Here is a 17,848-nt window from a genome sequence, read left to right as displayed (position 1 = left end):
CCGACAAGGCCCGACGACGTGAAACACGATCCGCGACACCGAGCCGGAGATGAAGCCATGCCAACTGGAAGCGATCGACGGCCCCCGGGCGGGAAACGCCGCCTCACCACGGACCGCGCCAGGACCGGCCTCAAGCAGGAGCGCGCGGTGCGCACCAGGGGCCAGGTCCTCGACGCGGCGGCGCAGGCGTTCGCCGCCAAGGGCTTCCCCGGCGTCACGATCCTCGAGGTCGCCGAACGCACCGGTATGACCAAGGGAGCGGTGTATTTCCACTATCCGAGCAAGGAAGCGCTGGCCATCGCCGTCGCCGAGGAGTTCTACGACCGGCTGCCCGCGATCGCCGCGACCGTGAGGGAACGGGCGCTGCCGCCGCTCGAATCGGTCGCCGAGCTGCTGACCTCCACGGCGGTGGCGTTCCGGGACGACACGGTGATCCAGGCCGGCGCGCGGTTGCAGATAGAGCGCTCGCTGATCGGGGCGTCCCTGCCGATGCCGTACGTCGGCTACACCGAGACGGTGACCGCCTGGCTCCAGGAGGCCAGCGACGCCGACGAGTTGACCGCCGCCGACCCCGGCCTGGTCGCACGCGTCCTGATCTCCGCGTTCTTCGGGGCGCAACACCTTTCGTGGGTGCTCAATGACCGGGTGGACATCGCGGAACGGGTCAACGAGATCGTCGGTGTCGTCCTCGGCGTCCCCCGGCCCGGCTGACCGGCCCCGTGGTCAGCGTTCGAAGGTGCCGGTCAGCCGGCCTCGGGCCAGGACGGGTGCGGTGAGGGAGGAGAGCAGGGCACGGGGCCGGGTCCGCTCGGGCGCCGCGCGGCCGGGGGCGGCGCCCAAGGCGTCGGCGAGCGCGAAGAGCTGGAAGGTGTAGTGGTGCGGTCCGTGGCCCTTGATGGGTGCGGGGCCCTGGTACCCGCGGCCGATGGTGGAGCGCAGCACCCGTACGCCGGCCGCGGGCTGCCCAGCGGCGAGGGCGCCGGAGTCGAGGTGGGTCAGCGCCGGATCGATCAGGGCCACGCAGTGCGCGGCGGGCCTGGCCATGGGTACGTCGATGTCCTCGACGACCAGCAGCAGTTGCGCGGCGCCGGCCGGCGGCGGGCTCCAGGCGAGGTGCGGGGACAGGTTCCGGCCGCCGATCGGCTTGGCGCAGTGCTCAAGCGGGATCGGACCGCCGTCGGCGAACTGATCGCTCGTCACGGTGAGCAGGTCGGGGCCCTGGAAGTGCGGCAGGTTCCACGCGGCGCGGGCCTCGCCCGCTCTGCGGTTCCGCAGCAGCCGGCCCAGCGGGCTCATCGCGCCGCCTCGACCGTGTCGGTGCGCTCGACCATCGCCGTGATCTCGGCGGTGGTGGCGCATTCGCCGGTCTTGGGGAAGATCCGCTCGACGCTGTTGCGGTGCGCGTCGGGGTCGGAGTCGCTCATGGCGTCGGTCGCCAGGACGACGTGGTAGCCGTAGTCGTAGGCCGCGCGTGCGGTCGATTCGACGCCGCTGCTGGTCGAGAGGCCGGCCAGTACGACCTGGGTGACGCCCAAGTCGCGCAGGAGCGTGTCGAGTCCGGTGTCGTGGAAGGCGTTGCGCCGCCGCTTGGTGATCAGGTGGTCGGTCGGTCGTACGTCGAGCTCGTCGACGAGGTCGGCCCAGCCGGGCGGGAACGCGGTGATGCCGGCACCACCTGCGCCGTTTCCGCCGCCTGGGCCGCCTGCGCCATTTCCGCCGGACCGGCCGGACCCACCGTCGGTGCGTCCTGGGGCCCGACCGGTGACGTTGACCAGGACCACCGGCAGGCCGCGCCGGCGGAAGGCGGTCGCCAGCTCCGCCGCACGCTGGACCACCGGGTCGGCGGGAGCGTCCTCCCGGGGCCGGACGATCCCTTTTTGCAGGTCGATCACGACGAGTGCGGACATCGGGTCGATTGTTGTCAGCGCCATGGTGCTCTTTCTGTGGGCGTCGGGGTGTCGGGGCCGGCCGGGGTCGCCGGTTCGTCCGCCGCGGGGGCGGAGTTGGTGCCGCGCAGTGCGGAGGCGATCGCGGCCAGGAGGGCGAGGACCGCGCCGAAGGCGAACACGACGACCAGGCCGGAGTGGAAGGGCCCGGAGATCAGGTTCGGGAAGAACTCCCGTCCGGTCAGGGCGTGTTGCTGCGCGGGCGTCAACCTGGCCAGCACGCCGCTGGGTTGGAGCAGGTGGCGGACCGGATTGACACCCAGTTGGGCGGCGAACAGCGACGAGACCGGGGGCAGGCCGCCGACCTGGCCGGCCACTTGGGCCGGCACACCTTGCTGCTGGAGCCCGCTGCTGAGGCTGTGCGGGAGGTTGCCCGCCAGCCCGGCGATCATCAGGGAGAAGAACACGCCGATCGAGACGGCGGTACCGGAGTTCTGGAAGGTGGCGCGCATGCCCGAGGCGACGCCGCGCGAGTGGGCGGGGACGGAGCCCATGATCGAGGAGGAGTTGGGCGAGGCGAACATCCCGCTGGCTATCCCGTTGAGCGCGATGAGCACCGCGAAGATCCAGTAGCCGAAGTCGATCGGCAGCAGCATCAGACCGATGAAGCTGGCACCGAAGAGCAGCGCGCCGCCGGTGGCCAGGCCGCGGGAGCCGATCCGGTCGGAGAGGTATCCGGAGACGGGTCCGGCGGCGAGGAACCCGGCGGTCAGTGGCAGCATGAAGATGCCCGCCCACAGCGGCGTGGCGCTGTAGTCGTACCCGTGCAGCGGCAGCCAGATGCCCTGCAACCAGATGATCAGGACGAACTGCATCCCGCCGCGGCCGATCGAGATGCCAAGGCCCGCCAGGTTGCCGAAGGTGAAGGCCCGCAGCCGGAAGAGGCCGAGCTGGATCATCGGCGCGGCGACCCGGTTCTCGATGGCCACGAACGCCGCGAGCAGCGCGAGGCCGCCGCCGACCATGGCCAGTACCAGCGGGTTGGTCCAGCCCATGGTGTGGCCGCCGTAGGGCTGGAGGCCGAAGGTGACCGCGATCAGGACCGCGCTCAGGCCCACCGCGAAGGTGACGTTGCCCCACCAGTCGATCCGGCCGCCGCCGCGCCGCCCGCTCTCGCGCAGGGTGCGGTAGGCCCAGACCGTGAAGAAGACGCCGACCGGCACGTTGACCCAGAACACCGCCCGCCAGTCCCAGGCCGACAGCAGCCCGCCGGCCACCAGGCCGATGAACATCCCGCCCAGCCCGGCGACTTGGTTGATGCCCAGGGCGAAGCCGCGCTGCTCCTTGGGGAAGGCGTCGGTCAGGATGGCGGCCGAGTTCGCCATCAGCATCGACCCGCCGACCGCCTGGACCACCCGCCAGCCGATCAGCCACAGCGCGCCGTGGCCGCCGTCGAAGGGGTCGAAGGAGAGCAGGATCGAGGCGAAGGTGAAGACCGCGAATCCGGCGTTGTAGATCCGCACCCGGCCGAACATGTCGCCCAGGCGGCCCACGGTGACCACCAGGACGGCCTGCACCAGCCGGTATCCCATGATCATCCACAGCAGATAGGCGATGTTGCCCGGGGCGAGCGGGTCCAGGTGCACGCCGCGGAAGATGGCCGGCAGCGCGATCAGCACGATGGAGCCGTCGAGGGCGGACATGAAGACGGCGGCGGTGGTGTTGGTCAGCGCGGTCCACTTGTAGCGGTCATCGGCCGTGCGGGGTGCGGTGCGGGGCACCGCGGGAGCGGTCATCGGGGTTCACTCCTCGGCCTGCGGTTCTGCTGTCTTCGCTCTGTCCGGTACGTCAGATGTTCTGCGCCAGCCGCTCCAGCAGCGGCGCGGCGGCGGCGAGTTGCTCCTGCTCGGCGGGGGTGAAGCCGCCGGCGAGGGTCCGGGAGATCAGTTCGGCCCTGGCGTTGCGCTTGTCGCTCAGCTCCTGCCGCCCCGCGTCGGTCACGGTCAGGATCACCCGCCTGCCGTCGTCGGGATCCGGCCGCCGTTCGACCAGCCCGCGCGCCTGCAACGCGCCGAGCGTGGTCCCCATCGCCTGCGCGGTGATCTGCGCCTGCCGGGCCAGCTCCGACGAGGTGGCGGGCCCGCCGCGGTCGAGCTGCGACAACGCCTGCCGCTCGGGCATCGTGAGCCCACCTTCGACGGGGACCTGCCGGATCCGCCGCACCAGCAGGCTGACGCTCGCGAACAGGGCCGCGGCGATCCCGTCGGTGTCCACCTCTTCACTCATATTATCAACCTACCTTATCAACCTCCCTTAGCAAATCCCCCACACCAGCCTCGTCGGCGGCGCCGCGGATCCAGCAGACGCGGGAGCCGGCGGCGCCACGGATGGCCCGGGCCGGGGCTGGAATAGGGCGGAGGCCTGACCAGGTTAGGGTGGTTGAAAGTTTGATTAAATCGGGGGCCGGTGAGGTGGGAGGGGTTATGGGCGAGCGGTTCGGCGGGTACGGGGCCGACGGGGAAGCCAGTGAGGATCGGTGGAGCGGGGCGGTGCGGCTTTTCGCGGAGGGGGGCGGGGAGGCGGTGCTGCGGGAGGAGGAAACGGCGGAGCGGTGGGAGCGAGCGGGGATGCTCTTTGGGGAGCGGAAGTACGCCGACGCCGCCGCCGTGCTGGTTGACGTGGTGGCGGAGTTTCCCGAGCAGGTCGCCGCGCGGATGCTGCTGGCCCGCGCCTACTACCACTCGGCCCAGCTCCGGCGCGCCGAGCGGGAGCTGCGGGCGGTGATCGAGCGCGATCCGGTCGAGCACTACGCGCATCTGATGCTGGGCCGCACCCTGGAGCGCCAGGGACGGAAGGACGAAGCGGCCCCCTGGCTCCGGCTGGCCGGCGCGCTGTCCGGGGACGCCGACACCTAGAACGCGGGCCGCCGGCCCTCGGCCGCCGCGCTCGGACTCTTTGCGGGCCGGCGGGGGCCGCCGCCCTGTCGGGTCCCGCGGGCGTCCCCCTGCGTGTGCGCGGGGAAGGAAGCAGACGGGCGTTTTACGGTGGTCTGATGCGACTTGTAGCGTGGCCGGCCCTGCTCTCCTCCAGCTTCGCTCCCGTCGTACTGATCGTGGGCTGGACGACCGGCGCGATCATCGAAGGGCGCAGGTACAACCCCGTCACCGAGACGATCAGCGTGCTGGCGGCCGGCGGCAGAACGGGCTACTGGGTGCTGACCGGGACCCTGATCGCCGAGGGGGTCTGCCATCTGGTGACCGCGTGGGGGCTGCGGGCGGCCAAGCGCGCCGGACGGCTGTGCCTGGCCGGCGGCGGCGTGGCGGCGATCCTGCTGTCGCTCTTTCCGGCCCCGCGCACCGGGGGCTCGCTGCCCCACGGCTGGGTGGTCGGGGTCGGGTTCTCCCTGCTGGCGGTGTGGCCGGTGCTGGCGGTCGATCGCCGGCTCGACCGCGACCGGATGCGGAGCACACCCTGGGGGCTGCGGCTCAAGCCGTCGGTCACGGCGAGCGTCGTGATGTGGGGCCTGGCCCTGTGGTTCGTGATCCAGCTCGAATTCGTGCACGCCGCCATCGGTGTCGCCGAGCGGGTGGTGACCTCCGTGCAGTCCGTCTGGCCGCTGGTGGTGGTCGCCTCCTGCCTACGGGTACGCCGATCCGGCCGGGAAGGGCAACTGCCCTGATCACGGCCGGCGGCAGCGTCTACCGCCGGTCAGCCGCGCCGAAGCATCATGACGACGAGGACGATGACGACGATGAGGACGATGGTGCCGAGGCCGATGTACATGTGAGGCTCCTTCAAGCGGTAGGTCGTGCTGACGGGTTCCTCAGAAGAGCTGCCCCCTGTTCACTCGTCCAAGTGAAAGTCGCCCAAGCTGGGTTGGCCGACGAATTCCCGGGTAGTCCGGCGTCGGCCCTGTCGCCCCGCCCTCGCCCCCGCTCTACGACGAAGCCCGCCGATCCCGCACCGCGATGCGACGCGGAACCGCCGGGCCCGTGAAGCGACGTAAGGCACTCCGAGGCACCCTCAGGCACCCCCAGCCGATGTAAGGACAAACTGCTCAGCCGGTCACACTGTCCGAGCCGTCCTCCAGGTGGCCCACGTACCGCCGCGACCAGGACGCGTCACCCCCGAGCGTCACCGACAGGTCGTACCAGCCGTCGCTCTTGGCCCGCGCGTCCACCGTGTGGGTGGTGTGGCCGTGCGCGGGGACGTGGTAGGTCGCCGGACGGTCGGTGCCGTAGTGGTTCGACACCACCGTGAAGGTCACCGGGCGCGAGCCGCCGTTGGTCAGCTTCAGCGACAGCTTGGGCCGGGCGCCGCGGTCGTCCTCGTAGTACGCCGCGCTGACCTGCGCGGACTTGCCCGCGGCGGCGACATCACCGGTGAAGTGCCGCAGGAAGCGGTTGGGGCCGACGACCGTGATGTCGTACGCGGAGGCGGCGGAACCCGCGGAACCCGCAGAACCCGAGGAGCCCACCCCTGCCGTGCCGACCGGCGCCGATCCGCGTACGGTCCTGGACAGCCGCCGCGAGGCGTCCACCGTGTACTGGCCGGGGAACTTCGCCGGGTACTCGGTCAGCGCCGGCGCGCCCGCCGTGTTGTCGTAGACCGAGAAGTGGCTGGCCTTGCTCACCCGCGGCCCGTTGTTGCTGAACTCCAGGTCCGCGGTGACCTCGCCATGGGCGTCCGTGGTGAAGCCGACGAGGTTGGCGTTGGGCTGGTAGGGCAGCGCCCGCGCCCGCTTGGTGCCCGGCTCCTGGCGCGGCAGCGCGTTGGTGGTGACCGGCGGGTTGTAGCCGGCCGGCTCGCCGATGGGGGCGAGCTCCGGCAGCTTCGGCAGCCCGTAGACCGGCGCGGTGAAGTCGAAGGCGCCGGTGAGGTCGCCGCAGACCCGGCGGCGCCAGTCGCTGATGTTCGGGCAGCGGGCCGGCTTGCCGTGCGCGTCGGTCCACCGCTCCAGGAACTGGATGACCGAGGTGTGGTCGGAGACCTCCGAGGTCACCCAGCCGCCGCGGGTCCACGGCGAGACCAGCAGCAGCGGCACCCGGAAGCCCAGGCCGACCGGCGCCGGCGCGGTGAAGCCGTACTGGGAGAGGTCGGTGCCGGCCACGAACTCGTCGGTCTCGCCAGGCGCGGGCACCGGCGGGGGCACGTGGTCGAACTGGCCGTCGTTCTCGTCGAAGTTGATGATGACGAGAGTGGAGTTGAAGACGTCCGGGTCGGCGTTGAGCGCCTTGAGCACCTCGTGCACGTAGTACGCGCCGTCGGTCGGGGCGCCGTCCGGGTGCTCGGAGTAGCGCTGGTTGGTGACCACCCAGGAGACCTCGGGCAGCGTGCCGGCCAGCACGTCCTTCCTGATCGCCAGCACCAGGTTGTCGGCGTTGCCGGTCTCCGGGTCGTTCGGCTCGGGGACGACCGCGACGCCGTTGTCGTAGAGCACGTTGCCGGGCGCGGGCGTGCCGCCCTGCTCGGGGTCGTACTGGGCGAAGCTCTTGAAGTACTCCAGGCCGTTGTCGCCGTAGTTGTCGGAGCCCTGGTAGACCTTCCAGCTCACCCCGGCCTTCTGGAGCGTCTCGGCGTACGACTCCCAGGCGAGGTTCCGGCCCAGCTCGTCGCCGCCGCTGTACGCGGTGAAGGTGCCGTACTTCTTCCGCGCGTCGATCGTGCCGCCCCAGTGGTAGGTGCGGTTCGGGCCGGTCGCGCTGAGAACCGAGCAGTGGTAGGCGTCGCCGATCGTGTACGCGTCGGCGAGCGCGTAGTGGAAGGGCAGGTCCCGGCGGTCCAGGTAACCCAGCGTCGTCGGGCCGCCCTTGCTGACGTACCAGGCGTTCATCAGACCGCCGTACCACGCCGTGTGCTGGCTCTCCCAACTGTGGTCGGTGCCGCCGTAGTTCTGCGCGCCGACCTCGGAGCTGGGCGGCTGGTGCCCGGCGGGGTAGGCCGAGACGGGCGCGTCCGCCAGCCGCCAGGGGAACTGGGTGGCGGTGATCGGCTGCCCAGGGGTCGTCGTGGGCTGCTCGAAGACCGACAGGCCGCCGGGCAGCGTGATGGTGGAACGGTCGCCGAAGCCGCGCACACCGCGCAGCGAGCCGTAGTAGTGGTCGAAGCTGCGGTTCTCCTGCATCAGGATCACCACCCGCTTGATGTCGCGGATGTCGCCGTGCGGTCGCGGCTTCGGAGCCGGCTTGTGCTGCGGCTTCGCGTCCGACGCGGCCTCGGCCGCCGGCGCGGTGACGCCGATCGCCGCCGCGCCGGTGATCGCGGTGGCCGCGCCGAGGAAACCTCGTCGGGACAGTTCCGACATGGATCAACACCTCCGGGAGGGATGTGGGGGGTGTCGCGAACCTATTGATCACATCGGGCGGCCCGGAGAAGCGGGGATTAATGGCAGCGGAAATTATCTGTCCGCCGGTGGCTTTTCCACCCGGCGTACAGATCGGTTCCCCGCGGCGGTGCGGCGGAAATGAGCGTGCGTCAGCGCAGGTGGGGGCAGGGTGTCGGCGCCGGTCGGGGCACGGGTCGGGGCGGGGGTCGGCGCGGGTCGGGAACGCCCCGGGAGTCGAATGCCCGGTCAGTAAAGATCCGTTCGCCGGTCGGCGAAGAGGTGATTACGAGGGGTGATCGCCTTGTCCCGGCCCTCGATGAGATCCGTCTCCGCGCTCGCCACATGGCTGCCGCCCGCCGCCGAGACGATCCAGCCGTTGTGGTCGACGATCGCGGTTCCCTCGGTCCAGCGCTGGCCGCGTTCGGTTCCGGTCCGGTCGCAGCAGGCGATGGTGACCCGGTTGACCCGCGCCGCGGCCTGCGCGATGACCACCTCGGGCGGCCGCTCCCCCTCGGGGACCCGGACGTGCGGCCAGTTGGTGGGGACGGCGATGAGGTCGGCGCCGTCGAGCGCGATCCGCCGGGTGTACTCGGGGAACTCCAGGTCGTAGCAGATGAGCACGCCGATCCGGCCGAAGCGGGTCTCCACCACCGGCGGGCGCCCGGTGCCGGGGGTGAAGAAGAGTTTCTCCCGGTCCCAGAGGTGGGCCTTGCGGTAGTCCGCGAGCACCCCGCCGGAGTCGAGGACGACCGCGCTGTTGTAGACCGCGCCGTCGTCGCCGCGCTCGGCGTAGCCGCAGACCACGACCGACGGTCCCTGGATCGCCGCCGACCAGGCGGCGATGAGCGGGTCGCGGGAGGGGATCGCGCACGTGTCGACCTCGGTGCGCGAGGCGAAGACGTAGCCGCTGCTGGCGAGTTCCGGCAGGACGAGGATGTCCGCGCCGGCCGCGGTGGCCTCGGCTATGGTCCGCAGCATCCGCTCGTGATTGGCCGCCAGATCCCCCACCCGCGGGGCGATCTGGCGGCAGACGATCCGGGTCACTCCGCGTCCTGGAGGGCGGGCTCGGGGGCGGCGCCGGGCTCGTCGGCGACACCCGGGTCGGCGATCCGGCCGCGTACCCGCTCGGCGAGACCCGGCACCAGCGCCACCACGGCCGTGGCCACGACCAGCACGCCGAGGACCACGAACGGGAAGACGCGGTACGGGCCGTGCACGCCGACGGAGTTCTTGTAGATGGTGTAGAGCACGAAGGCCAGCGCCAGCACCGGGATCACGGCCTGCCAGCGGGGCGCCTTCGGGGCGCCGCCCAGGAAGAGGAAGCGGAAGGCCCCGACGGTGGACATGGCGTACGCGACCAGCAGGGCGATCGAGCCGATGGTGAGCCAGTAGAAGGTGGCTTCCAGTACGCCGGTGCCGGCCAGCCGCTGACCGACGGCGAAGCACAGCACAAAGGTGCAGGTCAGGCTGATGGTGCCGATGGGGGCGCCGCGCTTGCTCAGCTTGACGAGCGGGCCGGAGACCCCGGCGTCGCGGATCAGCGCGTAGCCGACCCGGGCGGCGCCGTTGACGGTGCCGAGGGTGATGGCGAAGAGGCTGACGCTGGCGACGAGGTCGAGCAGGACGCCCATCGCGGTGCCGATGTACTGGCCGGCCAGGTCGCCGTACGGGTCCTCCGCCCCGGCGAACGCCTTCACCCCGGCCGGGTCGGTGCCGTAGCCGACGGCCTGCCCGACGATGGTCAGCAGGAAGAAGGCGCCGACCACCAGCATGGTGATCTTCAGCGCGCGGGGTATCTCCCGCTTGGGGTTGAGGGTCTCCTCGCCGAGGGCGGCGGCGCCCTCGAAGCCGGCGAAGGCGAGGAAGCCGAAGACGGCCGCGGCGGCCACGGTGCCGAATCCGGTGCCCGCCGGCAGGTGGATGAAGTCCGCGTTCAGGTGCCGGCCGTGCGGGGCGTCGCCGACGCCCACCCGGACCAGGATCACCACGCTGAGCACGACCACGAGGGCGGCGCCGACCAGTTCGCAGATCAGCAGGATCCGGGTGATCACCCGGATCTCGCTGAGCGACAGCGCGACGACGAGGGCGAGGGCCACCAGACCGGTCCAGATCCACTCGGTCGAGCCGTCGCCGATCACATTGATCCTGGCCAGCACCTTGTCGAAGAAGAGCGCGATCTCGATGGTGGAGCCGGTGCCGATGGTGGCGTAGGCGGTGAAGAGGGCGCAGCCCGCCACGAAGCCGGCCCGGGGGCCGAGGGTCCGGCCGACCAGCGCGTAGACCGAGCCGGTGTGCGAGATGTGCTGGGAGAGCTTGACGAAGCCGTAGCCGACGAGCGCGACCCCGAGGATCGCGAAGACGAACGCCCAGGTGGCGCCCTGTCCCAGCAGGCCGGCGGCGCCGACGCCGAGCAGCGCCATGGCGCCCACCGGGCCGATCAGCCCGACCGAGAAGGCGGCGGCGTCGGTGACCTTGAGTTCGCGGCGCAGCCCGGTGGGGGCGGGCGCGGCCTGTTCCAAGACGGTTCTCGCGGACATGTGGGGACCTCGTCCTCGCTCCGGTGCGGCCAAATGGCTTGGCCAGACCCTAGAGAGGGTGATCGCCGGGGGACAGGGGGCGGGTCCACCGAAAAAGCGGTCGGATCTTACGGGGTTGGGGAGTTGCCGGGGGCGGGTGCGGTGCGGCAGGGCGAGGGGGGTTCGGCGGGGCGGTGCGGCCGGGCGGTACGGCAGGCGCGGGCCCCGGGTCGGACGGTCAGAGCTCTCCGGCGGCCCGGCGGCGCGAGGCGTCGATCTCCTCGTACGCCCGGTCGCGTCCCTCCCAGTGCGAGCCGGCCACGGACTTGCCGGGCTCCAGGTCCTTGTAGACCTCGAAGAAGTGGGTGATCTCCAGCAGGTCATAGGGCGAGACGTCGTCGATGTCCTGGAGCCCGGCGTAGCGGGGGTCGTGCGCGGGTACGCAGAGCAGCTTCTCGTCGGGGCCCATCTCGTCGCTCATCATGAACATCGCCACGGTCCGGCAGTTGATCACGCAACCGGGAAAGGTCGGATCACCGCCGAGCACCAAGGCGTCCAGCGGCTCGCCGTCGCCGCCGAGGGTGCCGTCGACATAGCCGTAGTCGGCCGGGTAGCGGGTGGCGGTGAAGAGCATGCGGTCGAGCCGGATCCGGTGGAGCGTGTGGTCCATCTCGTACTTGTTCCGCGATCCCTGGGGGATTTCCACGGTGACATCGAAATCCATGAGGCCCTCCCGGTGCGGCACTCGTTCCCCCCGACCGGCGGTGCGGTCCCGCGGTGACGTGCCCTTCCAGTGTGCCGCAGATGGGTCATTTCTGGTGATATTGACCCTCCGGGCTACCCCTCGCCGCCCCGGTAGGCGCCGCCCTCACCTGGGCGGGAGGTGCCGTGCCCCGAGGAGGCGCTGGGGGTACCCCCAGGCGAAGCTCTGGGGGCGGAACTGCGCGACCAGCCACGACGCAGCCCGCGGGTTGTCACCGTCCCGAGGGGGCTGTTGCTGTCGTTGCCGGTCCACCGTCCGGTGGTGGGTTGCCCGCGCAGTTCCCCGCGCCCCTGGGGGTTGCCGCCGAGCGCCGGGGCGCCGCCTTGTCCTGCGGTACGGGGTGGGTGGGCGGGATTGGTCCTGGCAGGGCGAGGACTCGCAGCGGGCGCCGGGTCACGCTCGACACTGGTGGGCCGTGTGCCGGATCCGTGCGGGCGCGGGCGCTCACCGGTGCGCGTCGGGGCGGTGACGGACGGCGACGGAGGAGAACCAGGATGGCGAAACCCACAGGCCCCACCAACGCGGGGACCGCCGAGCCGACGGCCGCCGCACTGGCCTACCGGCTGCACAAGAAGACGTACGAGACCGTACTCGTCCTCGACCTCGGCGCCCGCACCTTCGACGTCACCGTGCTGGACGTCGGCGACGGGGCGGTGGACGTACGCGGCACGGCCCGCGACCCCCACCTCGGCGGCGACGACTTCGACCGGCGGCTGGCCGACCACCTCGCCGAGGGGTTCCAGCGGGCCGAGGGGATCGATCCCCGCGAGGACCCGCGGACCTCGCAGCGCCTGTTCGAAGCGGCCGAGAAGGCCAAGACCGAGCTGAGCTCGGTCACCCGGACCCAGGTGAGCCTGGCGTTCGCCGACGCCGACACCGCCAGCCCGAAGCACCTCACCGAGACGCTCCACCGGCCCACCTTCGAGCAGCTCACCGCCGACCTGCTGGAACGCTGCCGGGAACCGGTCAAGCAGGCGATGTCCGACGCCGGGGTCAGCGCCGAAGACCTCGACAAGGTCATCCTGGTCGGCGGCTCGACCCGGATGCCGGCCGTACACAGCCTGGTGAAGCGGATGACCGGCGGCCGGGACCGGCGGACGAGCGTCAACCCCGACGAGGAGGCGACGCTGGGCGCCGCCGCCCGGGCAGGCGTGCTCACCGGCGAGGTCACCGACGTCCTGCTGCTCGACGTGACGCCGCTGTCCCTCGGCGAGGAGACCGCCGGCGGTGTGATGACCAGGTTCATCGAGCGGAACACGCCCCTCCCCGTGCGCCGTTCGGAGATCTTCTCCACCGCCGAGGACGACCAGCCCGCGGTGGACGTCGTCGTGCTCCAGGGCGAACGCGAACTCGCCGCGGGCAACCGGGTGCTCGGCCGATTCCGGCTGGAGAACCTCCGGCCTGCGCGGCGCGGCCGGACCCGGATCGAGGTCACCTTCGACGTCGACGCCGACGGCATCCTCACCGTCGGAGCCAGGTACGCCGAGGACGCCAGGGACGCCGGGCACGCCGGGCACGCCGGGCACGCCGAGAACACCCTCGCCGGCGGCGAACAGTCGATCACCGTCAACGAGAACGCCAACCTCGACCCCTACGACGTCGAGCGGATGATCGCCGAGGCCGACCAATGCCGGGGCTCCGACCTGGCCGAGCGGGAGGCGATCGACGCCCGCAACGAACTCGACGCCGCCGATCACCAGGTCGAACGCCGCCTTGCGGGACTCGGCGACCGCGCGCCCGAGCAGGAGAAGGCCCGCGCCGAGAGGCTCGTCGGTGAGGCGCGTGCCGCCGTCGAGGAGGAGGCCCCGGCCGACCGGGCCCGCACCCTCACCTCCGAACTCCAGCGGGTCCATGCCGGGCTGGCCGACCGCGCCGCCGAGCGGCCGGCGTCCGAAAGCTCGGCCGCGAGCGGGTCCACGACAGCCGACGACGACGTCATCGACCCCGTCTTCCATGGGAGCTGAGGCAGCGCCATGTCAGAGCCAGCAGAGCAGCAGAGCCGTCCGGCCGAGGACGTTCCGCCGCCGGAGGGGCCGGCCGCGACCGGGCCCGTACCTCCCGTACCGCAGCGCCCGGACGGCGCGGACGGTGAGAGCGCCGGGACGGCTCCCGGGCCCGAAAGCCCGCAGGCCACCGGGACCGTACCGCGGGCCCCCGACCGCGCCGAAGCCCCCGACCGCGCTGAGCTGGCGGACCGGTGGAAGCGGGCGGTCGCCGACCTGGACAACCTCCGCAAGCGGTACGCCCGTGAACTGCCCCGCGAGATCCAGGCGGAACGGGCCAAGGTGGCCCGCGCGTTCCTGCCCGTCATCGACCACCTCGACCTGGCGCTCGCCCACGCCGACGTCGACTCGGGGGCGATCGTCCAGGGCGTCCAGGCGGTACGCGATCAGGCCGTCGAGGTGCTGCGCGGCCTCGGTTACCCGCGCCACGACGAGACCGGTATCCCCTTCGACCCGGCGCGGCACGACGTGGTGACCGTCATCGACACCCCTGGTGCCGACCCCGGCGCCGTCGTCCAGGTGCTGCGCCCCGGGTACGGCGACCCCGGTCGCCAACTGCGCCCCGCCGCGGTGGCGGTCAGTCCCAGGGAGGAGTAGGTGCCTGATGGCACGTGAGCGCGTGCCGCCCCGGGCGGCGAGGAGCGGACCCCGTGAGCCGGCGCTCCGAGCGTCGGCATCCAGGACCAACGGAACCGGCAGGACCAACAGGACCGACGAGAGGAGTCGCCATGAGCGCGACACCGGCTGAAGGCACGGGCCATCCCGGGCAACCCGAGCGGCCTGAGCAACCCGACCGGGACAGCCGAATCGTCCGCTGTGCCACCTGCGGAAAGAGCAACCGCGTACCCGCCGCCGCCGACGGCCTCCCCACGTGCGGCAACTGCCACAGCGCGCTGCCCTGGATCGCCGAGGCGGGCGACGCCGAGTTCGGCGTGGTCGCCGACCAGGCAGACCTGCCGGTCCTGGTGGATCTGTGGGCCACGTGGTGCGGCCCCTGCCGTATGGTCAGCCCGGCCCTTGAGCAGGTCGCGTCGGAGTTGGCCGGCCGGATCAAACTGGTCAAGGTCGACATCGACACGTCGCCCGCGCTCGCGGAGCGCTTCGAGGTACAGGCGGTGCCGACCCTGCTGGTCCTCGACCACGGCAGGACCATCGCCCGCCAGGCCGGCGCCGCCCCGGCGCCCGTCCTGCGCCAGTGGGTGGCGGACGCCCTGGGGGACGACGCCCGTGCCGCCTGACCACGACCGGAAGGTGCATCGCATGCCTGTCATGGGAGCCGCCGAGTTCGAGCGTTTCTTCGAGGCCGCCGCGGACCTGGAGGTCAGTGGGCGGGACCTCGGGCGCTACAACGATTTCGTGGACCGCAAGCTTTACGATTTGCTCCTCGTCGGGGCGGCGCACGCCGGGGCCGGCCGCCGGGAGGCCATCGAGCCGCGGGACCTTCCGGTCACCAAGGGGCTCCAGGAGAGCGCGCACGCGTACCGGAAGATGGCGGAGGTTGTCGGCGGCGCCGGCGACAGCGGGGGTGACCGGCCGTGGACCGAGCCCGGCCCCCTGCTCGGCTCCGACCCCGGCCTGGCCCTCGCCGAGGAGACCGCGGCCCGCCTCCCCGAACTCGCCGGCGGCATCAGCGTCGCCCTGGCCCGCGCGCTCCGAGCCCTCGACACGGCGGACCGAACCCCCACCACCGAGGACTGGGACCTCGCGTTCGAACTCTTCGACCTCCTCATCTAACGCTTCCCGCCTCCGGCGCGCCGATCGGCAACCCCAGGGCGCCCCGGCGCTCGGCGGCAAACCCCCAGGAGGCGCTGGGGGTCCCCCCAGGCGAAGCTCTGGGGGCGGAACTGCGCGAGCAACCCACCACCGGCCGGTGGGCCGGGCACGACAGGAACCGCTCCTCAGGAGGGATTCGACCTCACCAGCCACAGCCCGGTGAGCACAGCCGCAGCCAAGGTGACACCACCGGCCACAACAAAAGCACTGGTGAGCCCCGCCGCGAAGGAACCGCCGCCCGATTCCTCGCCGCGCACGATCGCTCCGAGCAGTGCCACGCCGAACACCGCGCCGATCTGCCGGGTGGTGCTGCTGATCCCCGAGGCGAGGCCGCTTTCCTGGGGGCTGACGGCCTGGATGGCGGCGCCGGTCAGGGGGGACAGGGTCAGCGCGAAGCCGATGCCGATGACGGCCAGCCGCCACCACACTTCGCCGTAGCCGGTGTTCGCGTGCACGAAGCCCAGGGCCAACAGTCCCAGCCCGGCCAGTGTCAGGCCGGTGGTGACCACGATCCGGAAGCCGTACCGGGCGGCGAGCCGGCCCGCGTAGGGGCTGAGGATGACCATGCCGAGTGAGGTGGGCAGGGTTTGCAGGCCGGCCCGCAGGATCGAACTCCCCTGCACGTAGACGAAGAACTGGGAGAAGAAGAACGACGAGCCCATCAGGGCGAACCCGACCACGACCATCGCCGTGTTGGCCACCGTGAACAGCCGCTGCCGGAACAGCCGCAGCGGGAACATCGGCGCCGCCCGACGGCTCTCAACAGCGAAGAAGACGCCGACGAGTACCACCGCCGCCGCGAAGCTGCCCAGGATCAGCGGCGAGGTCCAGCCGCGGGAACCACCCTCGATCATGCCGTAGGCCAACGCCCCCACTCCCAGGACGGACAGGACCGTCCCAGGGATGTCGATGGCGGGGGCGCTCGGATTACGGGACTCGCTCAGGAACCGGCGGCCGGCCGGTAGCAGGGCGACACCGATCGGCAGGTTGACGAGGAAGATGGCGGGCCAGCCGAAGGCGTCCGCCAGCACTCCACCGGCCAAGGGCCCGGCGGCCAGGCCGATTCCGCTGATTCCGGCCCACAGCCCGATCGCCTTGACCCGCTCCTGCGGCACTGGAAACGCGGCGACCAGCAGCGCCAGCGAGGCCGGGCTGAGCGCCGCGGCACCGATGCCCTGGAGCACCCGGCCGGTAAGCAGCCAGCCGATCGAGGGTGCGAGGGCGCACACCGCGGATGCGGCGGTGAACAACGCGATGCCGGACAGGAACACCCGCCTGCGGCCGAACCGGTCGGCGAAGACGCCGCCGGACAGCAGCAGCATGGCGACGAGCAGCACGTAGGCGTCGACGATCCATTGCAAGCCGGTCAGCCCGGTGTGCAATCGCTGCCCCATGTCAGGCAGCGCCGCGCCGACGATCGTGTTGTCGAGCAGCACCATGAACTGCCCCAGGCAGGTCACCGTGAGTAGCGCGACCTGCTTCGAACGGCTGCCTGCCGCCACCGGCGGGGTAGCCGTCGTCGTGCCCTGAGATGCCGTCAAAACCGTTCCCTCCGTGGGGCTGTGGCCTTCGGCACGAGGCAGGGAAATCCGTGGGAGCCGCCAAACGCGGCTCGCTCCTGCGTTAGTGGATAGTAGGGAGGCTGCGACGCAAACGCAAGGGCGAGCTGCGTTAAGCTGGCCACCGTGGACGATCGACAGCCGGTCAAGAGGCCCGGCGGGCGCAGCGCCCGCGTCACCGCGGCGGTGCATCAGGCTGTCACCGACCTGGTCGGTGAGCGCGGCTACGGCAACTTCACGATCGCCGACGTCGCCGCTCGTGCGGGCGTGGCCGACAGCAGCATCTACCGCAGGTGGGACGGCATGGAAAAGCTGCTCGCCGACGTGCTGCTCACCTACCTCAACACGCAGTCGCCGATGCCCGACACCGGCAGCCTGGCCGGCGACCTGCGCGCTCTCGCGGCCAACACGGCCCGCGAGATCACCGGACCCGACGGCCTGGCGCTGCTGCGGCTGATCGTCGCCCTGACCAGCAGCGGCCGGCAGGGCTTGCGGGCACGTGACGACCTCCTCGCCGAACGCTCCCTGCAAGTGCAGACCGTGCTCGATCGCGCCCGGGAACGCGGCGAGAACCCTCCCGACGCGCACGGCGTGCTGGACCACGTCATAGCCCCGATGTACATCCGCGTGCTCTTCGGTGCGGACCCGCTCACCCCGGAGTACGTCAACGGACTGGTCGACCGGCTGCTGTAAGGCAAACCGGCGTTCAGACACACGACACGACACGCGGCCGGCCCCGCCCGCCGGAGGCGATCCCGGCCCCGCCCTCCGGGGCGAGGCCGGCCGAGCCGCCAGTGCCCGGGAAGGCCTCGCCGCCCTCCCAGGAGGTCTCCAGCGGCAGCCGCTGCCACGGGCCCATGGCCGGCGCCCCGCGCGGCGAGATGCCGAAGAGCGCCGAGTCGAACTCGGTGGCCCGGCGCAGGAGGCCGCCCTCGTCTCCCACCCCGCCCATCGCATGCCGCTGTCTCGGATGACGGTCAGGGCCGAGACGCCTCACCCCCTGTCCGGCCCCTACCTCGGCCG

Annotated in this window: 17 protein-coding genes and 1 pseudogene; 8 read left to right on the top strand and 10 right to left on the bottom strand. The window is 71.8% G+C overall.

Going from position 1 to position 17,848, the window contains the following annotated elements; translation table 11 throughout:
• Positions 1 to 57 precede the first annotated feature (57 nt).
• Positions 58 to 711, top strand: coding sequence for a ScbR family autoregulator-binding transcription factor (locus OG519_RS17955; protein WP_405584688.1), 654 nt, complete (start codon positions 58 to 60; stop codon positions 709 to 711).
• A gap of 12 nt (positions 712 to 723) precedes the next feature.
• On the opposite strand, the gene OG519_RS17950 is transcribed toward OG519_RS17955, so the two are convergent.
• The 4 genes from OG519_RS17950 to OG519_RS17935 are packed head-to-tail and all read right to left on the bottom strand — an operon-like array spanning position 724 to position 4,172.
• The gene (locus OG519_RS17950; RefSeq protein WP_405584686.1) at positions 724 to 1,296 is read right to left on the bottom strand and encodes a YbhB/YbcL family Raf kinase inhibitor-like protein; all 573 of its coding nucleotides are present in this window, start codon (positions 1,294 to 1,296) and stop codon (positions 724 to 726) included.
• Positions 1,293 to 1,931, bottom strand: a complete 639-nt coding sequence (locus OG519_RS17945) for a cysteine hydrolase family protein (protein WP_405584683.1) — start codon at positions 1,929 to 1,931, stop codon at positions 1,293 to 1,295. The genes OG519_RS17950 and OG519_RS17945 overlap by 4 nt, the downstream gene beginning before the upstream one ends.
• On the bottom strand, positions 1,922 to 3,682 hold the full coding sequence (locus OG519_RS17940; RefSeq protein ID WP_405584680.1) for an MFS transporter: 1,761 nt from the start codon (positions 3,680 to 3,682) through the stop codon (positions 1,922 to 1,924). Before OG519_RS17940 ends, OG519_RS17945 begins: the two co-directional genes overlap by 10 nt.
• A 52-nt stretch (positions 3,683 to 3,734) precedes the next feature.
• A complete protein-coding gene (locus OG519_RS17935; protein WP_405584677.1) occupies positions 3,735 to 4,172 on the bottom strand; it encodes a MarR family winged helix-turn-helix transcriptional regulator in 438 nt (145 codons plus the stop codon).
• A gap of 197 nt (positions 4,173 to 4,369) precedes the next feature.
• Here OG519_RS17935 and OG519_RS17930 point away from each other — a divergent pair, with 197 nt between their 5' ends.
• Together OG519_RS17930 and OG519_RS17925 are read left to right on the top strand one after the other, a co-directional pair.
• Positions 4,370 to 4,801 carry a tetratricopeptide repeat protein gene (locus OG519_RS17930; protein ID WP_405584674.1) on the top strand — a complete coding sequence of 144 codons (432 nt, stop codon included), beginning with the start codon at positions 4,370 to 4,372 and terminating at the stop codon, positions 4,799 to 4,801.
• Positions 4,802 to 4,938: 137 nt separating this feature from the next.
• The gene (locus OG519_RS17925) at positions 4,939 to 5,565 is read left to right on the top strand and encodes a DUF998 domain-containing protein (protein ID WP_405584672.1); all 627 of its coding nucleotides are present in this window, start codon (positions 4,939 to 4,941) and stop codon (positions 5,563 to 5,565) included.
• 378 nt (positions 5,566 to 5,943) lie between these two features.
• Here OG519_RS17925 and OG519_RS17920 read toward each other — a convergent pair whose 3' ends face one another.
• The 4 genes from OG519_RS17920 to OG519_RS17905 form a co-directional block, all read right to left on the bottom strand.
• The gene (locus OG519_RS17920; RefSeq protein ID WP_405584669.1) at positions 5,944 to 8,190 is read right to left on the bottom strand and encodes a phosphocholine-specific phospholipase C; all 2,247 of its coding nucleotides are present in this window, start codon (positions 8,188 to 8,190) and stop codon (positions 5,944 to 5,946) included.
• 267 nt (positions 8,191 to 8,457) lie between these two features.
• The gene (locus tag OG519_RS17915; protein ID WP_405584667.1) at positions 8,458 to 9,255 is read right to left on the bottom strand and encodes a nitrilase-related carbon-nitrogen hydrolase; all 798 of its coding nucleotides are present in this window, start codon (positions 9,253 to 9,255) and stop codon (positions 8,458 to 8,460) included.
• The gene (locus OG519_RS17910) at positions 9,252 to 10,748 is read right to left on the bottom strand and encodes an APC family permease (protein WP_405584664.1); all 1,497 of its coding nucleotides are present in this window, start codon (positions 10,746 to 10,748) and stop codon (positions 9,252 to 9,254) included. Before OG519_RS17910 ends, OG519_RS17915 begins: the two co-directional genes overlap by 4 nt.
• 217 nt (positions 10,749 to 10,965) lie before the next feature.
• A complete protein-coding gene (locus OG519_RS17905; RefSeq protein ID WP_405584661.1) occupies positions 10,966 to 11,451 on the bottom strand; it encodes an inorganic diphosphatase in 486 nt (161 codons plus the stop codon).
• Positions 11,452 to 12,023: 572 nt separating this feature from the next.
• Between OG519_RS17905 and OG519_RS17900 the strand changes: the two are divergent.
• The 4 genes and pseudogenes from OG519_RS17900 to OG519_RS17885 all read left to right on the top strand — a co-directional run.
• Positions 12,024 to 13,454: pseudogene (locus OG519_RS17900) on the top strand (Hsp70 family protein); the annotation flags it as partial.
• 9 nt (positions 13,455 to 13,463) lie between these two features.
• The gene (gene grpE, locus OG519_RS17895; protein ID WP_405584658.1) at positions 13,464 to 14,090 is read left to right on the top strand and encodes a nucleotide exchange factor GrpE; all 627 of its coding nucleotides are present in this window, start codon (positions 13,464 to 13,466) and stop codon (positions 14,088 to 14,090) included.
• Between the two features lie 131 nt (positions 14,091 to 14,221).
• Positions 14,222 to 14,731 (top strand): thioredoxin, encoded by a 510-nt coding sequence (trxA, locus tag OG519_RS17890; protein WP_405584655.1) that lies wholly within the window; start codon positions 14,222 to 14,224, stop codon positions 14,729 to 14,731.
• A gap of 22 nt (positions 14,732 to 14,753) precedes the next feature.
• Entirely contained in the window at positions 14,754 to 15,227 is a 474-nt protein-coding gene (locus OG519_RS17885; RefSeq protein WP_405584653.1) for a DUF1931 family protein, read from the top strand.
• A gap of 164 nt (positions 15,228 to 15,391) precedes the next feature.
• Here the strand turns inward: OG519_RS17885 and OG519_RS17880 are convergent, their stop codons facing one another.
• Complete coding sequence (locus OG519_RS17880; RefSeq protein ID WP_405592808.1) at positions 15,392 to 16,705, bottom strand: MFS transporter; 1,314 nt, start codon at positions 16,703 to 16,705, stop codon at positions 15,392 to 15,394.
• Between the two features lie 246 nt (positions 16,706 to 16,951).
• Here OG519_RS17880 and OG519_RS17875 point away from each other — a divergent pair, with 246 nt between their 5' ends.
• Positions 16,952 to 17,518 (top strand): TetR/AcrR family transcriptional regulator, encoded by a 567-nt coding sequence (locus OG519_RS17875; protein ID WP_405584651.1) that lies wholly within the window; start codon positions 16,952 to 16,954, stop codon positions 17,516 to 17,518.
• Between the two features lie 13 nt (positions 17,519 to 17,531).
• Here OG519_RS17875 and OG519_RS17870 read toward each other — a convergent pair whose 3' ends face one another.
• On the bottom strand, positions 17,532 to 17,777 hold the full coding sequence (locus tag OG519_RS17870) for a beta-ketoacyl synthase N-terminal-like domain-containing protein (protein ID WP_405584648.1): 246 nt from the start codon (positions 17,775 to 17,777) through the stop codon (positions 17,532 to 17,534).
• Between the last annotated feature and the right edge of the window lie 71 nt (positions 17,778 to 17,848).

Source organism: Streptomyces sp. NBC_01190 (assembly GCF_045039895.1).
Classification (GTDB): Bacteria; Actinomycetota; Actinomycetes; order Streptomycetales; family Streptomycetaceae; genus Actinacidiphila.
This window is presented reverse-complemented; position numbering and strand designations above follow the sequence as displayed.